Here is a 17,122-nt window from a genome sequence, read left to right as displayed (position 1 = left end):
CAAAAAAAAATTAATTTTTTTATAAAATGAGAATTAAAACCAAATTGAATCTGGGTGTTGGATTGTTATTTTTAATGATCATCATTCTCTCGTTAGTGAGTGCTTATTCTGTTTTTCTGATTAAGCAGGACACTGAAAATATTTTGAAATCCAATTACAATACGCTGGAATATTCCAGAAATATGATTTTGGCTTTAGACGAAATGAAATCGGGTTCAAAAGAAACGATTCAGGATTTTGAGGAAAATCTCGAAAAGCAAAACCGAAATATTACAGAACCAGGCGAAAAACAAGCTACCGAAAAACTAAAAACGAGTTTTGCTCTTTTAGCTAAAAACAATGCCGATGAAAAAGTAAAATCGCAAATCCGTCAGGATATTTTTGCAATTATGAAACTGAATCTAGATGCCATAAAACAGAAAAGCGACATTGCCAAAAAATCGGCTGAAACGGCTAATTTATCGATTGCCATTGTAGGAAGCTTATGTTTTCTGATTGCTTTTAATTTATTGGTTAATCTTCCAAATAATATTGCCAACCCAATTAAGGAATTAACGCTGAGCATTAAGCAAATTGCCAATAAAAATTATTCCGAACGCGTTCATTTTACCAGCCACAGCGAATTTGGAGATCTTGCAAAATCGTTCAATACTATGGCGCAAAAGCTCGAAGAATATCATGACAGCAATGTTTATAAACTTCTTTTTGAAAAGAAACGACTGGAAACCTTGATTAATAACATGAATGATCCAATTATTGGTTTGGACAACGAAGGGATTGTTTTGTTTGTGAATGATGAAGCACTGAAAATTATCGGTCTAAAATCGGAAGATATTATTGGAAAACCAGCATCTGAATTGGCAATTTCTAATGATTTAATTCGTTCTTTGATTCTGAAAGAAAGTGAAACTCCAAAAAAACAGCCTCTCAAAATTTTTGCGCACGGAAAAGAAAGTTATTTTGAAAAAGAAATTCATAGCATAACTATAACGCCAACGGGCGAAGAAAAGGAAATCAATATTGGTGATGTCATTATTCTGCGAAATATTACGCTTTTTAAAGAATTGGATTTTGCCAAAACCAATTTCATTGCTACCGTTTCGCACGAATTAAAAACGCCGATTGCTTCTATAAAACTAAGTCTTCAATTGCTTGAAAATGGAAAAACGGGCGATATGAACGACGATCAGAAACAATTGGTTGAAAGCATAAAAGAAGATAGCCAGCGATTGTTGAAAATTACAGGCGAATTGCTCAATTTATCGCAATTGGAAACTGGAAATATTCAACTGAATATTGGCAAAAGCAATCCGCACGAAATTGTAAAATATGCTGTAGAAGCTGTAAAAGTTCAGGCAGATCAAAAACAGATTCAGTTAGTTGTTGATGCCGATGAAAATCTCAAAAATGTAAAAGCCGATGCTGAAAAAACGGGCTGGGTTTTGATTAATTATTTATCAAATGCCATTAGATATTCATCTGAAAAAAGTACGATTCTTATTAAACTAAAAGAAGAAAATAGTCAAATGGTTTTTCAGGTTATAGATACTGGAAAAGGAATTGATGCACGTTATAAAGACAAAGTTTTTGATAAATATTTTCAGATTCCGGGAAGTCAGAAATCTGGAACTGGATTGGGGTTAGCGATTAGCAAAGAGTTTATTGAAGCTCAAAACGGAAGCGTTGGTGTAGAAAGCAATTTAGGATTGGGAAGTACGTTTTGGTTTACATTAAAAATTTAAAAAAATAAAATAATTCTTATAAAATTTAAAAAAATATAATATATTTATAATTGAATTTTGTCTTTAATTAATATTCACTTAAGGTTCAATTAAGTACAAAATATCTGTTTTAAACATTCGTTACTATTGCAAAATATAACTACAAAAACAATGTTCCACAAAACGATTTTCCTTGTATTTTTATTCGGATTCTTTTCTGCAAACGCGCAGCAAAATGATTCTATTGCAAAAATTGACAGCACGTCAAATAATTTGAAATTCAATTACAAACAGCTAATTATTCCGTCGGTTTTGATTGGGTACGGCGTAATTGGAATTGGAAATGATCAACTTTTAAGCTTCAATCGCCAGATAAGAGCAGAAGTTAAAGAAGACATTGACGAAAAAATCACAATTGATGACTTCTCTCAATACGCACCTGCAGCATCTGTTTATGCTTTGAATGCTTTTGGCGTAGAAGGGAAAAATAATATGCGTGATCGTTCGGTCATATTTGCAACTTCGTATATTATTATGGCAACGACTGTTTTGAGCTTAAAATCTATTGTACATGAAGAAAGGCCTGATGGAAGTTCAAACAACTCCTTCCCTTCTGGACATACTGCAACTGCTTTTGCTGGAGCCGAATTTTTATATCAAGAATATAAAGACAAATCGATTTGGTACGGAATTGCGGGTTATGCCGTTGCAACAGGAACCGGACTTTTCAGAATTTACAATAATCGTCACTGGCTGACAGATGTTGCGGCTGGAGCGGGAATCGGAATTTTAAGTACAAAAATTGCCTATTGGATCAATCCATACATCACTAAAAAGTTATTCAAGTCAGATTCTGAAAATAAATCAACTTCTATGATAATGCCTTTTTATAATGGAAAGCAATACGGATTAGGATTTGCTAAGGTATTTTAGTTTTTTAAGCCACAGATTCCCTGATTAAAAAGATTTTGGAATGGCTTTGTATAAATTTATTAGCCACGAATTCACGAATTTTTATTTGAAATAATTCGTGAATTCGCGGTGGAAAAAAAATTATGTATTCGAAGTATTATTTTTAATCTCTCGAACTTCTCTTTTCAATTCTAAAAGCAAATCTTTCATTGCACCCGTTTCGGTCGTTTCCTGTTTTTTATCCGAACGGCCAATGTTACATTCGTATTCCCAAATCTCTAAAATATCAGATGCTTTCACTTCATAATTCGGATAAAAACTATTATCTGATTCTAAAATCAAAGCATTCTTTTTATTTTTATTAAGACGTTTATAAACCATTCCTTCATTTTTAGTAATCAGAATATAGGTTTTCCCATCCATTACCTGCCCTAAACTTTCTACATAACGCCCAATAATAATACAACCATCTTCATGTGGCGGCATCGAATCGCCTTCAACTGGAAATCCGCGGTGTTTTCCCGGTCCTAAAAACGGAAGCGAAACTTTTTGCAGGTTTTCAATATATTCGGGATCGGCATAACCGTTTAAATATCCGGCTTTTGCTTTTTGAGAAACAATTTCGATATAGTTTTCACCAAAATTATCAACCTGAATAGGAAGTATAAGTCGATTTCCTTCGAGTTTTATCAAATTTTCGATGTTTATTTTTCGAATATCAACCGATAATAACAAATCGATACTCGTGTGAAAAAACAAGGCAATTTTCTTTAAAATATCATACGGTGCTTCTGAAGTTCCATCTTCGTATTTTACGTATCTTCCTCGGGTAATCATCAGGTTTTCAGCTAATTTCTCCTGTGATATTTTATGCTTAACCCTTAATGCTCTGATGTTGTCTGAAAATAAGGACATAATAAATTTGTTATAATTTGGAACAGCAAATATAATAAAAATGTTATTATCTGTACTAATTTTGTAATACACAAAAAGACATTTTTTTTGAAGTGATTATGAAATTGAACAATATAAATACCACAAAATCAATAGAACTCTACATTCCAAATTTAAATTCGGAAGTTAGACTACCTTTTTTTGATGTTGGTATAAGTGCAGGTTTTCCTTCACCGGCTGATGATTTTATCGAACTATCGATTGATCTCAACAAAGAATTAATTAAACATCAATACACCACCTATTTTGCGAGAGTAAAAGGACATTCTATGAAAAATGTCGGTATTAATGATGGTGATTTATTGATTATAGATAAAAGTCTTGAACCTCAAAATAATAAAATTGCCGTTTGCCAGATTGATGGTGAATTTACCGTAAAACGCATCAAAATTGAAAAAGACATTATTTGGCTTATTGCCGAAAATGAAGATTATCAGCCTATAAAAGTAACCCCTGAAAATAATTTTGTGATTTGGGGAATTGTGATTCATTGTATTAAAACTTTTTAAAATAACTTATTAGTGATATAATTCGTGAAAATTGATTTAACACATAGAAACATAAATTTTAAATGTGTAAAAAGAATACTAAAAGAAACTAGTTTCTATGTGTTTAAAAATGATTCCCAAAAAGATTTAAAATAGAAATAAAAAACACATTTAAAAATGTTTGCTTTAGTTGATTGTAATAATTTTTATGCTTCTTGTCAAAGAGTATTTGAACCGCATTTAAGAGGAAAACCTGTTGTTATCCTTTCTAATAATGACGGCTGTGTTATTTCGCGCTCTGATGAAGCTAAAGCTCTGGGAATACCAATGGCTATTCCCGCGTTTAAGTATGAATCTATTTTTAAGGAAAAGAACATTTTTGTGTATTCTTCAAATTATCCGCTTTATGGTGACATGAGTAATCGGGTAATGAATCTGCTTAGAACTTATACTTCAGAAATTGAAATTTACAGTATTGATGAAGCTTTCCTAAAATTTTCAGGTTACGATTTATTTAATATGAATGAGTTTGGCTTAAAAATGCGAAAAGAAGTGACACAAGGAACCGGGATTCCTGTAAGCATAGGTTTTGCACCCACGAAAGCTTTGGCTAAAATGGCAAATAAAATTGCTCGAAAATTTGCAGATAGAACGCAAGGCGTTTATTGTATAGACTCTGAAGAAAAAAGAATTAAAGCTCTAAAATGGTCAAAAATTGAAGACGTTTGGGGAATTGGGAGAAAACATGCCAAACGACTCAAAGCAAAAAAAATCAACACAGCTTATCAATTTACCGAGCTTCCGGATGCCTGGGTAAGAAAAGAAATGTCTGTAGTCGGGCTACGGCTAAAACATGAATTAGAAGGAAAACCAACTTTAGAGTTAGAAGAAGCTGTAGAGCGAAAAATGATTGCTACAACAAGATCTTTTGAAAAAAGATATACAACTTATGAAGAAATCTCAGAACGTATCAGCACTTTTACAGCTTCTTGTGCCGAAAAATTAAGGCGTCAGAATTGTCATTGCAATATGGTAACTGTTTTTATACAAACTAGTTTTTTAAAAAATGAAGAGTCACATTATTCCCGAAGTATTACCGTTACTACTGATTTTCCAACCAATTCGACAATAGAGCTTAATGAAGCCGCACAAAAAGGATTTAAAGCTATTTTTAAAAAAGGGTATCGTTATAAAAAAGCCGGTGTAATTGTAATGGGCTTAACGCCAAATAGTGAAACTCAGCTTAATTTATTCCAAACTTCAAATCCAAAACATCAGCCTTTAATGAAGGTAATTGATGAAATGAACAAAAGTTATGGCAATAATAAAATTAAATTCGGCGTACAGTCTTTAGGACGACAATGGAAAATGAGACAGAATAGATTATCACCTAAGTTTTCTACTTCACTCAAGGATGTTATTACGGTTAAAGTTTAATTTTAATATAAACAACAGAAAATCAAACATTTTTACGTTATATACAAATGAGAAATACGGAATATGCCATAGTCGATATTGAAACCACAGGAGGAAATGCCAGTGGCAGCCGCATTACAGAAATTGCAATCATTATTCATGATGGCAAAAATGTGCTGGATCGTTATGAAACACTTGTAAATCCAGAACAGGATATTCCTCCTTCTATTTTTGGTTTAACGGGAATTAATAACGAAATGGTGGCCAATGCACCCATTTTCGACGATATTTCTGAGAAGGTATTAGAGATGCTTACTGATCGTATTTTTGTCGCTCATAATGTAAACTTCGATTATTCATTTGTTCATCATCAACTGGAGCAGGCGGGCTTTAAATGGTCTGCAAAAAAACTTTGTACAGTTCGCGCGGCCAGAAAAATCAAACCGGGTTTAGGCTCCTATAGTTTAGGCAATCTTTGCAATTCTTTAAACATATCCTTAGAAAACAGGCACCGTGCAGGCGGAGATGCAGATGCGACTGCTTTATTATTTTCACTTTTACTCGAATGGGACGATGCAGGAGAAATAGATAAAATGATCAAAAAAACGGCACAGGATCAACGTCTGCCTCCAAATTTACCGCCAGAGGATTTTAATAATTTGCCCGATAAGCCCGGTGTATATTATTTCTATAATCAGGCAAAAAAAGTAATTTACGTGGGGAAAGCCATTAACCTTAAAAAACGTGTGGCTTCTCATTTTAGCGGAAATAATATCAATCCGCAAAGACAGCATTTTTTAAGGGATATTTACGGAATTTCGTTTGAAGTCTGCGCTACCGAATTAATGGCGCTTCTTTTGGAATGTACTGAGATCAAAAAACTCTGGCCGACTTACAACAGGGCTTTAAAACGCTTTGAAGCCAAATTTGGTATTTATCAATACGAAGCCCGAAACGGTTATAAATATCTGGCAATCGGTAAAGTAAGCAAGTTTCAGGTTTGCATACATGAATTTAACAACCAATACGATGGAATTAATTTATTAAGAAGTCTGGCTGAACAGTTTGAAATCGATCATCGATTCTGCAAATATACAAGACCCGATGAAGGTGAACTTTTTTATAATAATGAAATAAAAAGCCTGCCGGATATTTTGATTCATAACAAACAGGTCGATAATGCTATTGATTTTCTTTTAAATAACAGACCAACTTTTGCTATTATAGACAAAGGAAGATCAAAAGATGAACGCAGCTGTATTTGGATCGAAAATGGTCATTTTTACGGAATGGGATATATTCCTTCTGATATTTCGATTCATGATCCATCAGAAGTAAAAAACTATACAGAGCCTTACAAGAGCAATCAATATATTGAGCATTTGATTTTTACGTATGCCGAAAAACATCCGGGTAAAGTATTCTTTAACAAGCAGTTTCTAAAACAAGCATAGAAATTTTGTAAATATATCTTTTGAAAAAGCTGTAAATTTAATGATACACTAATTAAATCTACTATGAAAATAGCTACTTATAACGTAAATGGAGTCAACGGAAGATTGAATGTACTGCTTCGCTGGCTTGAAGAAGCAGCTCCGGATATAGTTTGTCTTCAGGAGTTAAAAGCGCCGCAGGATAATTTTCCGATCAAAGCCATTAACGATGCCGGCTACAATGCCATTTGGCATGGACAAAAACAATGGAACGGTGTTGCGATTCTTGCACGAAATATGGAAATTGAAGAAGTAACCCGCGCTCTCCCCGGAGATCCTGAAGATGTTCAGAGTCGCTACATCGAAGCTTTAATTAACGGAATTGTCATTTCCTGTCTTTATCTGCCAAATGGAAATCCTGCGCCCGGGCCAAAGTTTGACTATAAACTGAAATGGTTTGATCGTCTTGCTAAACGCACAAAAACTTTGTTAGAGCTAAAAATTCCTGTAATCGTTATTGGTGATTTTAATGTTATGCCAACAGAATTAGATGTTTATAAACCTGAAAAATGGGTTAATGATGCGCTTTTCAGACCCGAAGTACGCGAAGCTTTTGCGGCTATTGTTTCACAGGGATGGACAGATGCCATTCGGAAATTATACCCTGATGAGAAAATTTACACTTTTTGGGATTATTTTAGAAATGCTTATGAGAGAAATGCAGGACTTAGAATTGATCATTTTTTACTGAGTCCTCAAATATCAGAAATATTGCGATCCGGCGGAGTTGATCGTCATATACGCGGGTGGGAAAAAACAAGCGATCATGCTCCTGTCTGGATCGAAATTGACAAAAAATAAATGGAATAATGACACTATTTAACGACACCGAATTATTTACCACAGGTTTGGAAGGAAAAAAAGTATTTGACATTCCTGACTCTGAATTGATTTTGATTGACAATTTTTTTACAAAAGAAGAATCTGATCGTTTTTATGAAAGACTGCTTCGTAAAACGAAATGGAGAGAATATGAAATGGAAATTTATGATAAAATCTATACGGTTCCCAGAATGATTTCCTGGTATGAAGATAAAGATAATCCCGGAGCTGATCCAAAAGGCCCTGACTGGAATTATGAATTGTTAACTATTAGAGGTCGTGTCGAAAAAGAAACAAAAATGGATTTTAATACCGTCCTGCTTAATTTATACAGAGACGGAAACGACGGTGTAGGATGGCACAGCGACAAAGAGCATAATACGGGGCCAAACCCGGTTATTGCTTCGGTAACATTTGGAGAAACCAGAATATTCAGGCTTCGTCATAAATATAACAAAGAAATTCCACAGGTCGAAATTCCGCTGCATCATGGCTCATTTTTATTAATGGCAGGAACAACCAACAGTTTTTGGCAGCATCAGGTGCCTAAAACCGCCCGCAAAGTTTTGCCCAGAATAAATTTAACTTTTAGACAGACACATCGAAATGTGTAATTAATTAATAACTAAAAACAAGCAGATTCTTTAGCTCTGCAACGATGAGGAAAATTCTGTCGAAAAAAGTTAAAATACTGATTGTATGAACGTTTTATTAGGCAGAGCTTTTACTTTTTACTATTTTTGCAACCTTTTTTATAAAATAATACCGTAATGGCTTATTCAAACAATGATTTATCGCGCTTCTTAGATGCGCAAAATAAACTTTATCTTACTGCTCTTTCTGAAATAGGAAAAGGGAAAAAAGAAACACACTGGATGTGGTTTATTTTTCCGCAAATAAAAGGATTGGGTACAAGTGATACTGCAAATCTTTATGCCATTAATAATTTAAAAGAAGCTTCTGATTATTTAGAACATCCTATTTTAGGAAAACATTTAATCGAAATATCAGAATTACTATTGACTTTTAAAATGAAATCAGCTGATGGAATTTTTGGGGATTTAGATGCCCGAAAATTACGTTCCTGTATGACTTTATTTTCTTTGACAGAAAATTCAAATCCTATATTTCAGGAAATTCTGGATGCATTTTTCTCTGGAGAAAAAGATCCACTAACGCTGTCTATTATTAATTCAACTATAAAATCATCTACAGAGCCGGCTGTTTTATAAATTCAAATGCTCGCAGATTTTTTACATTCAAAAAAAGGCTGTCTCAAAAGTGAGACAGCCTTTTTTATAAGTTTTTCAATTGAATCTGAACAAAATATTATTCTTCTTTGGGTTTTGTTATGTAATAAACCGGAATTCCTGTCAGCATAATTAATACTCCCCAGCCACAAGTCGAAAATTTTGTTATCAGTAATGAAACACAAATTGCCAAAGCTATAATAATATACAACATTGGTAAAAACGGATATCCAAACGCTTTATAAGGTCTTTCTGCATCTGGCATTTTTTTACGTAAAATGAAGATTCCGTAAATCGTTAATATGTAGAAAATCAAAACAATGATAATTACAAAATCTAAAAGATCACCATATTTCCCTGTCAAACATAAAGCCGAAGCCCAGATACATTGTGCCCAAAGTGCCCAAGCCGGAACACTTGATTCGTTTAAAACAGCCGCTTTTTTAAAGAATAATCCATCTTTTGCCATTGTATAATAAACCCTTGCTCCTGCCATAATTAATCCATTGTTGCAGGCAAAAGTCGAAATCATAATCATAATTGCTATAATCAGCGTTCCGATATTTCCGAAGATATATTGTGAAGCCACTACTGCTACACGGTCAGATTTTGCTACAGCGATTTCATCTAAAGGAATTACTGCCAAGTACATAATGTTTGTCAAAACATAAATGATTGTTACAATAAAAGTTCCCAGAAACAAACTTAACCCCACATTACGTTTTGGATTTTTAATTTCTCCGGCAATAAAAGTAACTCCGTTCCAGGCATCGCTGGAAAACAATGATCCCACCATTGCCGCCGAAATTCCTGTAATCAAAGCTGTTCCGCCAATTGGCAGCCAGGAACCTGTTTCTTTATCAAACGAACGTGTAGACCAGGCATCTGCCCAGTTTGCATCCCAAACAGAAGCTTTTGCCGCAAGTGTTAATCCAAAAACGATTAATCCAAGCAACGATAAAATTTTAATAATCGTAAGAACGGTTTGCAGAATTTTTCCGTTTTTTACACCACGGCTATTTATAAAAGTTAATAAAATAATAGTAAAAATAGAGACTAACTGCGCTGCATTAAGTTTGAATTCACCAATCTCATACAATATATTTTCATCGCTAAATGGTTCATATAAATATGCTGCAAATTTTGAGAATGCTACACCAACAGCTGCAATCGTTCCGGTTTGAATTACTGCAAAAAAACTCCATCCATACAAAAATGCAATTAATTTGTTGTAAGCTTCTTTAAGGTAAACGTATTGTCCTCCTGCTTTTGGAAACATTGAACTTAATTCACCATAACTTACTGCCGCAATAATGGTAATTAATCCTGAAATAAGCCAAATCAACGTTAACCATCCGGCTGAGCCCACTCGTCTTGCGATATCGGCACTTACGATAAATATTCCAGATCCAATCATAGAACCAACTACAAGCATGGTTCCGTCTAATAATCCTAATTCTCTTTTAAAATGTTCTTGGTTGTCTTCTTGCATTTTTTTTGGTTTTGGGTTGGTTAAAGATATACTTTTTTCTGAAATTTTAGATTTTATGTTATAAAATTTAGGATTCGGACTTAAAAATTATATCATAATAATTCTTTTCCTTCAGATAAGAAAACATATTTATATTTTAGCCTAAAAATCAATTTTATAAATTAATGAATCAACTGGAACAACTTATTAATCAAATTTCACAAGATAAAATTGATTTCAAATCAGGCTTAGAATTATTATTCGATCATGATCAATATAATTTCCAACATGTATTGTCAACTTTAAGAAACTATATCATTAATTCTATACCTAACAAAACAAATTATAATTCAGAAGCATATCAAACTGCAATTCGCACAATTCCATTAAAGCCAACTTATACTCCAATTGTACTTCTTAAAACTTATCCAACCAAGATTGCATTTGATAAATTAGTCTTTCTTCCAGAATCTGAAAATATAAAAACGATAACAGCATTACTTTGGATTTTCAAAATAACCGACACTGAAAGAAGAAATACAGAATGCAAAAATGGTTGTGGACATTTCTGGCATGAGTTATAATAAAAGTAATTTTTACAGTTAAACAAAAAACACACTCTTCAATAGATATTTAAATAGTAATCTCGTTTCCAAAAAACTCCTTGCCCAGAAATATGTAATTATTTTTAAATATTTAAATATTTAAAAATCAATAAATTAAAAAAATAATTTTTAGAATTTAAAAAATTAACAAGAAAAAACAATCTTCATGTAAAAACATATTATTTTTTTACTAAATTTGATTAAAGGCTTAATAAGTCTTAAAATTTACGCATTTTTATTAACAATTGTTTATTTATACTTTTTAAAATAGTGAGCCTCAAAACTATTCTAAAGTGAATTATGTAAGCTAAAAATATAAGACCGGATTATTAATATTAACCTACTAATATGAAACTCATGCATAAGATTCGATCTTTAAAAAAATTTCGTTTACCCAATGTGTTCATTCTTATTTTAATTGTATTTATTTCCTGCGCACTCTTAATTTGTATTAATTTTTTTACTATTAAGATATTATCTGCAAACAGAGCTTATGTAAACGGTGAATCACATTATTCTAAAGGACAAAAAGACGCTTCTCTTCATCTTATAACTTATTTATATAATAAGGACCCTAATCAATTCAAGTTGTATTTACAAGAATTAAAAGTTCCGCAGGGTGACGGTATGGCACGAAAAACGCTTTTAAAAGCAGGCGATAATAAGGCCGCGCGGCAAGGATTTTTAATCGGCCGTAATCATTATGACGATCTTGACGACCTTGTTTGGTTATTTGTTAATTTTAAAAAAGTGTCTTTTTTGGCCAAAGCAATTCACGAATGGGAACAAGGTGATCTTTTAATTGAAGAGCTTTTTATTATTGGTACTCAGATTAATGCCAAGATTAAACTTAACACATTAACTGTTGATGATCAAAAAAGATTTCTTCACCAAATAAGCAATATTAGTGATAAGCTAACAATTAACGAACGTAATTTTTCAAACACTCTAGGACACGGAACGCGAGAAATTAAAAACCTATTAATCTTAACTAATTTCATTTTTACACTGATAATTATTTTGAGTGTCTGCTCTTATTATTCGATAATGGTAAAACGGCTTGTGGTTTCAAAAAAGGAAATTGAAGTTAAGAATGAAAACCTAATTTTAGCCAATAATGAATTGGATCGTTTTGTTTACAGCGCTTCACATGATTTAAGATCACCTATTACTTCATTAAAAGGATTAATTGAAATTACTCAATTGGAAGATGATGTCGATCAAATTAGAGATTATTTGAATTTGATGTATAAGAGTCTTGCTAAACAGGATCAATTTATAAGTGATATTATTGATTATTCTAAAAACAAAAGGAAACAGGTTATCATGGAACCTGTAAGCTTACAGGAGATTTTTAATGAAGCTATTTCTCAATTAATGCATATTGAAAACGCCAGTAAAATAACTTTTAAACAAGAATTATTGGTTGATCAGATTGAAAGTGATGGTCTTCGCTTAAAAATTATCATCAGTAATTTACTTTCAAACGCAATTAAATATGCAGATGTTACAAAACAAGAAATGTTTATTTCTATTAAAACGTATATTCACGAAGGTTTCAATAAAATTGAAGTATCCGATAACGGAATCGGAATTAATGACGATTGCAAAGATTATATTTTTGAAATGTATTTTGGTACAAACAAAAACAAAGGTTCAGGATTAGGACTTTATATTGTAAAAGAGGCTGTAGAAAATATCAAAGGCAATATTTCGGTTTTTTCTGAAAGCAATATCGGAAGTAAATTTATTGTAACTATACCTACTTCTTATGGAGTCTAAACCTAACATTTTATTAATTGAAGACAATTTAATCGATCAGCTTGTTACAAAAAAACTGCTGAAAAAAGTTCTTGATATTGATCAGGTTTTTGTGGCTAATAATGGCTTGGAAGGCTTGCAATGGATTATTAAAAATAAAAAAATCTGTCATTCCCTAATCATTTTATTAGACATTCAGATGCCTATAATGAATGGCTTTGAGTTTCTTGATATATTTCAAACATTAAACGAGGAAATAAAAAAAGAAATTCAGATTTATGTTGTTTCTTCTACTTTAGATCAGGATGAAATTAAACAGATAAACGAGAATGAATATGTTAGAGATTTTCTCAACAAACCTTTTCCTATTGATGAATTAAGAAAATATGTTCAAAGTAATTACTTACTGTAAAATACGATTTACCTGAGAAAAACTTCTTTGATAATAAGGTTCTTTTGTCGAAGAAATCATAACGCCTCCATGAGTCGAAGAATGAACAAATCTAATTTCCCCATCGATATTTTCAACTACCATTCCAACGTGATTAATATGCTTTCTTCCATTAGTTTTAAAGAAAATTAAATCACCTTTTTGTGCTTCTGCAGAAGCAACTTTAGTCCCTATACGAGATTGTTCGATTGAACTTCTTGGCAATTTAATATCAAAATTTCCAAAGGTACAGAACATTAATCCTGAACAGTCAAAACCAGCTTTTGTGGTTCCTCCAGAACGATAACGTGTTCCTATATTTTCTGTGGCATTTAAAATTAATTGCTCTATTAATTCAGAACTATTGCCATTGTAAACAAAAGTAGTATCTTTTTTAATTACTGAATTCTCTGCAATTCCAGTTTGCGAAGGTGCTGTTTCGTTTATTTGAGACTGAGGAGTACTTATTGCATTAATAGCATCTGCTTTTTCTTTGGTTATTTTTATTTTTAAAACATATCCAACAGGAAGTTTTCCTTTTATAAAAGGGTTTTGGCGCTCTAATTCTTTTACCGTTATTCCATATTTTTTTGCAATTGCATATTTGGTTTCTTTTGGCTGAACTTCAACAACAATTTCAACATCGCCGGAGGAGGCAATTTCAGGTTTTTCAGGTTCAGAATTTTTAACTGTATTTTCAGAAACTGCAACAGGGTTATTGGAAGGAACTACAATCTTCTGTCCAATTTTTAAACCTTCAGTTTCTAATGTTGGATTTGCTTTTTTTAAATCATCAACAGAGACATTATATTTTTTAGAAATTCCCCAAAGTGTTTCTTTTTGCAAAACTTCATGGAACCCTGAATTATTTACGACAGACTCTGAAGTGTTTTGTGCAGGTTTTGCATCTTTATTTGGGATTAATAAAATAGAATTAAGTTTTAAAATTTTAGGAGCATCAGGATTAGCATCTTTAATATCTTTAGCTTTTAATCCGTATTTTTTAGCAATCACAGTAAGATTTTCTCCTTTTGAAACTTTATGTTTAGTGAATTTTTCCTGAGAAAAAACGCCAACACTGAAAAAAAACAATACTATAATTAACCTGAAAACCATATTTACCTATTAAAGTTTTATTAAATCCTTTTTTAAGTTTAGACAATAATTTTAAACTCAAAAAGCTCAAATATATTACCTAAAAAGCGAATTTAACTTTTTAAAGTACAAAAACCAGATTTTTTAACAATTAATTTACCTCAATTTTGTAAGTTTATTTTTTAAAAAACTTAACTTACAGTTTTTCTGTGATTTACAGTTTTCAGTCTTATAACAATTTTATAACTTAATTTTGTTTTGAATTTCATATTTTAAATTAACCAAAAATAAAAACGCCCTGTTCTCACAAGGCGTTTAGTTATATAATAAATTTTGGTATTATGCTTTTCCTGCTGCAATTAAGTTTAATGCAGAACCTGCCACAAACCAGCCAATTTGACCTTCGTTGTAAGTATGGTTCGCCAAAATAATATCTTTCGTTCCATTTGCATGAACAAATTCTAATGTTAATGGTTTACCTGGAGCAAATTCAGTTAAATCTAAGAAGTTAATTGTATCATCTTCCTGAATTTTGTCGTAATCTGCTTCGTTTGCAAAAGTCAATCCTAAAAGACCTTGTTTTTTAAGGTTTGTTTCGTGAATACGGGCAAATGATTTTACCAAAACTGCTTTAACTCCCAAGAAACGAGGCTCCATAGCCGCATGCTCACGAGAAGAACCTTCTCCATAATTATGATCTCCAACTACTATAGATGGAACTCCAGCTGCTTTGTACGCACGGGCAACTGCAGGAACAGCGTCATATGCTCCTGTTAATTGATTTTTAACTGAATTTGTTTTTTGATTAAATGCATTTACGGCACCTATTAACATGTTGTTTGAAATATTATCTAAGTGTCCGCGGAAACGCAACCATGGCCCAGCCATAGAAATATGGTCGGTAGTACATTTTCCGAATGCTTTGATTAACAATTTAGCACCCGTAATATTTTTTCCGTCCCAGGCATCAAACGGAGCTAATAACTGCAAACGCTCTGATGTTGGATTTACCACAACCTGAACGCCTGAACCGTCTTCTGCCGGAGCCTGAAATCCCGGATCCTCAGCATAGAAACCTTTAGAAGGAAGCTCATCTCCGGTTGGAGCATCCAGCATTACTTCTTCTCCATCTTCATTGATTAATTTATCTGTTAATGGATTAAATCCTAAATCACCGGCAATTGCCATTGCAGTTACCAATTCGGGAGAGCCCACAAACGCTAATGTATTAGGGTTACCGTCTGCACGTTTTGAGAAATTTCGGTTGAAAGAGTGAACAATGGTATTTCTCTCTTCTTTTTCTGCTCCTTCTCTGTCCCACATACCAATACATGGTCCGCAGGCATTAGCAAAAACAGTTGCACCAATTTTATTAAAAGTATCTATAAATCCATCTCTTTCAATAGTAGAACGAACTACTTCAGACCCCGGAGTAATAGTAAATTCTGCTTTTGTTTTTAAGTTCTTAGCCGCAACTTGTCTTGCCAGAGAAGCTGCACGAGAAATATCTTCGTAAGAAGAGTTTGTACAAGAACCAATTAAACCAACCTGAATTTGTAACGGCCAATTGTTTTTGATTGCTTCTTCTTTCATTTTAGAAATTGGCGTTGCTAAATCTGGTGTAAAAGGACCGTTTAGGTGTGGTTCTAATTGCGATAAATTAATTTCGATAACCTGATCGAAGTATTGTTCCGGATTTGCATAAACTTCAGGATCTCCTGTTAAGTATGAAGCTATTTTATCAGCTTCATCAGCTACATCGGCTCTGTTTGTAGAACGTAGGTAACGACTCATTGAATCATCGTAACCAAAGGTTGAAGTTGTTGCTCCAATTTCAGCTCCCATATTACAAATAGTCCCTTTACCTGTACAAGACATTGCCGTTGCACCTTCTCCGAAATATTCAACAATTGCTCCAGTACCACCTTTTACAGTTAAAATACCGGCAACTTTAAGAATTACGTCTTTTGGAGCTGTCCATCCTGATAATTTACCAGTTAATTTAACCCCAATTAATTTAGGAAATTTAAGTTCCCACGCCATTCCAGACATTACATCTACAGCATCAGCTCCTCCAACTCCAATGGCAACCATTCCTAAACCACCTGCATTTACAGTGTGAGAATCGGTACCAATCATCATTCCGCCGGGAAAAGCATAATTTTCAAGTACTACCTGGTGAATAATTCCGGCTCCCGGTTTCCAGAAACCAATTCCATATTTATTCGAAACTGACGATAAGAAATCGAAAACTTCATTACTTTGTGTTTTTGCTCTTGCCAAATCAGTTGCGGCATCTACTTTTGCCTGAATCAAGTGATCACAGTGCACGGTAGTAGGAACTGCTACTTTAGATTTTCCGGCGTGCATAAACTGCAGTAATGCCATTTGTGCTGTTGCATCCTGACACGCTACACGATCTGGTGCAAAATCAACATAATCAATTCCTCTTCCAAATGCCTTTGTTGGATTTCCATCCCAAAGGTGATTGTATAAAATTTTCTCCGTTAAAGTAAGTGGACGACCAACAATTTCGCGTGCTTTGTCAACACGAGCAGGCATGTTCTCATACACTTTTTTTATCATTTCAATATCAAAAGCCATAGTTTTTATTGTTTTGTTTTTTTAATTTGAACATGACAAGTTACAAAAAATACAACAGGTAGAAAAGAAAAAGCCCGAGTTTATCACTCGGGCTTTTGAA

15 protein-coding genes are annotated in these 17,122 nt (G+C 33.1%); 11 read left to right on the top strand and 4 right to left on the bottom strand.

Annotation, left to right across the window (positions count from 1 at the left end; all coding sequences use genetic code 11):
* Positions 1–26: 26 nt before the first annotated feature.
* Both BUC29_RS19950 and BUC29_RS19945 read left to right on the top strand, forming a co-directional pair.
* Complete coding sequence (locus BUC29_RS19950; protein WP_073418158.1) at positions 27–1,742, top strand: sensor histidine kinase; 1,716 nt, start codon at positions 27–29, stop codon at positions 1,740–1,742.
* Between the two features lie 150 nt (positions 1,743–1,892).
* Positions 1,893–2,654: a phosphatase PAP2 family protein gene (locus BUC29_RS19945; protein WP_073418156.1), complete on the top strand. Its 762-nt coding sequence runs from the start codon at positions 1,893–1,895 to the stop codon at positions 2,652–2,654.
* 120 nt (positions 2,655–2,774) lie between these two features.
* Here the strand turns inward: BUC29_RS19945 and BUC29_RS19940 are convergent, their stop codons facing one another.
* Positions 2,775–3,548: an XRE family transcriptional regulator gene (locus BUC29_RS19940; RefSeq protein ID WP_073418154.1), complete on the bottom strand. Its 774-nt coding sequence runs from the start codon at positions 3,546–3,548 to the stop codon at positions 2,775–2,777.
* A gap of 98 nt (positions 3,549–3,646) precedes the next feature.
* Between BUC29_RS19940 and BUC29_RS19935 the strand changes: the two genes are divergently transcribed.
* From BUC29_RS19935 to BUC29_RS19910, 6 genes are all read left to right on the top strand, one after another.
* On the top strand, positions 3,647–4,096 hold the full coding sequence (locus BUC29_RS19935; protein WP_084538691.1) for a LexA family protein: 450 nt from the start codon (positions 3,647–3,649) through the stop codon (positions 4,094–4,096).
* A 156-nt stretch (positions 4,097–4,252) separates the two neighbouring features.
* The gene (locus tag BUC29_RS19930) at positions 4,253–5,512 is read left to right on the top strand and encodes a Y-family DNA polymerase (RefSeq protein ID WP_073418152.1); all 1,260 of its coding nucleotides are present in this window, start codon (positions 4,253–4,255) and stop codon (positions 5,510–5,512) included.
* 47 nt (positions 5,513–5,559) lie between these two features.
* Positions 5,560–6,945 (top strand): exonuclease domain-containing protein, encoded by a 1,386-nt coding sequence (locus BUC29_RS19925; protein WP_073418150.1) that lies wholly within the window; start codon positions 5,560–5,562, stop codon positions 6,943–6,945.
* A 63-nt stretch (positions 6,946–7,008) separates the two neighbouring features.
* Complete coding sequence (gene xth / locus BUC29_RS19920) at positions 7,009–7,785, top strand: exodeoxyribonuclease III (protein WP_073418148.1); 777 nt, start codon at positions 7,009–7,011, stop codon at positions 7,783–7,785.
* Between the two features lie 8 nt (positions 7,786–7,793).
* Positions 7,794–8,420 (top strand): alpha-ketoglutarate-dependent dioxygenase AlkB family protein, encoded by a 627-nt coding sequence (locus BUC29_RS19915; RefSeq protein ID WP_073418146.1) that lies wholly within the window; start codon positions 7,794–7,796, stop codon positions 8,418–8,420.
* A gap of 156 nt (positions 8,421–8,576) precedes the next feature.
* Entirely contained in the window at positions 8,577–9,038 is a 462-nt protein-coding gene (locus BUC29_RS19910; protein WP_073418144.1) for a DUF1810 domain-containing protein, read from the top strand.
* Between the two features lie 97 nt (positions 9,039–9,135).
* Here the strand turns inward: BUC29_RS19910 and BUC29_RS19905 are convergent, their stop codons facing one another.
* Entirely contained in the window at positions 9,136–10,548 is a 1,413-nt protein-coding gene (locus BUC29_RS19905) for an APC family permease (protein WP_073418142.1), read from the bottom strand.
* Positions 10,549–10,712: 164 nt separating this feature from the next.
* Here BUC29_RS19905 and BUC29_RS19900 point away from each other — a divergent pair, with 164 nt between their 5' ends.
* The 3 genes from BUC29_RS19900 (at position 10,713) to BUC29_RS19890 (ending at position 13,305) form a co-directional block, all read left to right on the top strand.
* Positions 10,713–11,111 carry a DUF5958 family protein gene (locus BUC29_RS19900; RefSeq protein ID WP_073418140.1) on the top strand — a complete coding sequence of 133 codons (399 nt, stop codon included), beginning with the start codon at positions 10,713–10,715 and terminating at the stop codon, positions 11,109–11,111.
* Positions 11,112–11,720: 609 nt separating this feature from the next.
* Positions 11,721–12,914 (top strand): sensor histidine kinase, encoded by a 1,194-nt coding sequence (locus tag BUC29_RS19895; protein ID WP_244160855.1) that lies wholly within the window; start codon positions 11,721–11,723, stop codon positions 12,912–12,914.
* Positions 12,904–13,305, top strand: coding sequence for a response regulator (locus BUC29_RS19890; RefSeq protein ID WP_073418136.1), 402 nt, complete (start codon positions 12,904–12,906; stop codon positions 13,303–13,305). The genes BUC29_RS19895 and BUC29_RS19890 overlap by 11 nt, the downstream gene beginning before the upstream one ends.
* On the opposite strand, the gene BUC29_RS19885 is transcribed toward BUC29_RS19890, so the two are convergent.
* Positions 13,297–14,439: a C40 family peptidase gene (locus BUC29_RS19885; protein ID WP_073418134.1), complete on the bottom strand. Its 1,143-nt coding sequence runs from the start codon at positions 14,437–14,439 to the stop codon at positions 13,297–13,299. The two genes, BUC29_RS19890 and BUC29_RS19885, sit on opposite strands and share 9 nt — an antisense overlap.
* A gap of 318 nt (positions 14,440–14,757) precedes the next feature.
* Entirely contained in the window at positions 14,758–17,022 is a 2,265-nt protein-coding gene (locus BUC29_RS19880) for an aconitate hydratase (protein ID WP_073418132.1), read from the bottom strand.
* Between the last annotated feature and the right edge of the window lie 100 nt (positions 17,023–17,122).

The organism is Flavobacterium defluvii, from assembly GCF_900129555.1.
GTDB classification, from domain to species: Bacteria; Bacteroidota; Bacteroidia; order Flavobacteriales; family Flavobacteriaceae; genus Flavobacterium; species Flavobacterium defluvii.
The sequence above is the reverse complement of the archived record's forward strand: the minus strand, read 5'-3'. Positions and strand labels throughout refer to the sequence as shown.

Coding starts and splice junctions, on each gene's coding strand:
- BUC29_RS19950 (WP_073418158.1), top strand. CDS start 27: ATGAGAATTAAAACCAAATTGAATCTGGGTGTTGGATTGTTATTTTTA.
- BUC29_RS19945 (WP_073418156.1), top strand. CDS start 1,893: ATGTTCCACAAAACGATTTTCCTTGTATTTTTATTCGGATTCTTTTCT.
- BUC29_RS19940 (WP_073418154.1), bottom strand. CDS start 3,548: ATGTCCTTATTTTCAGACAACATCAGAGCATTAAGGGTTAAGCATAAA.
- BUC29_RS19935 (WP_084538691.1), top strand. CDS start 3,647: ATGAAATTGAACAATATAAATACCACAAAATCAATAGAACTCTACATT.
- BUC29_RS19930 (WP_073418152.1), top strand. CDS start 4,253: ATGTTTGCTTTAGTTGATTGTAATAATTTTTATGCTTCTTGTCAAAGA.
- BUC29_RS19925 (WP_073418150.1), top strand. CDS start 5,560: ATGAGAAATACGGAATATGCCATAGTCGATATTGAAACCACAGGAGGA.
- xth (WP_073418148.1), top strand. CDS start 7,009: ATGAAAATAGCTACTTATAACGTAAATGGAGTCAACGGAAGATTGAAT.
- BUC29_RS19915 (WP_073418146.1), top strand. CDS start 7,794: ATGACACTATTTAACGACACCGAATTATTTACCACAGGTTTGGAAGGA.
- BUC29_RS19910 (WP_073418144.1), top strand. CDS start 8,577: ATGGCTTATTCAAACAATGATTTATCGCGCTTCTTAGATGCGCAAAAT.
- BUC29_RS19905 (WP_073418142.1), bottom strand. CDS start 10,548: ATGCAAGAAGACAACCAAGAACATTTTAAAAGAGAATTAGGATTATTA.
- BUC29_RS19900 (WP_073418140.1), top strand. CDS start 10,713: ATGAATCAACTGGAACAACTTATTAATCAAATTTCACAAGATAAAATT.
- BUC29_RS19890 (WP_073418136.1), top strand. CDS start 12,904: ATGGAGTCTAAACCTAACATTTTATTAATTGAAGACAATTTAATCGAT.
- BUC29_RS19885 (WP_073418134.1), bottom strand. CDS start 14,439: ATGGTTTTCAGGTTAATTATAGTATTGTTTTTTTTCAGTGTTGGCGTT.
- BUC29_RS19880 (WP_073418132.1), bottom strand. CDS start 17,022: ATGGCTTTTGATATTGAAATGATAAAAAAAGTGTATGAGAACATGCCT.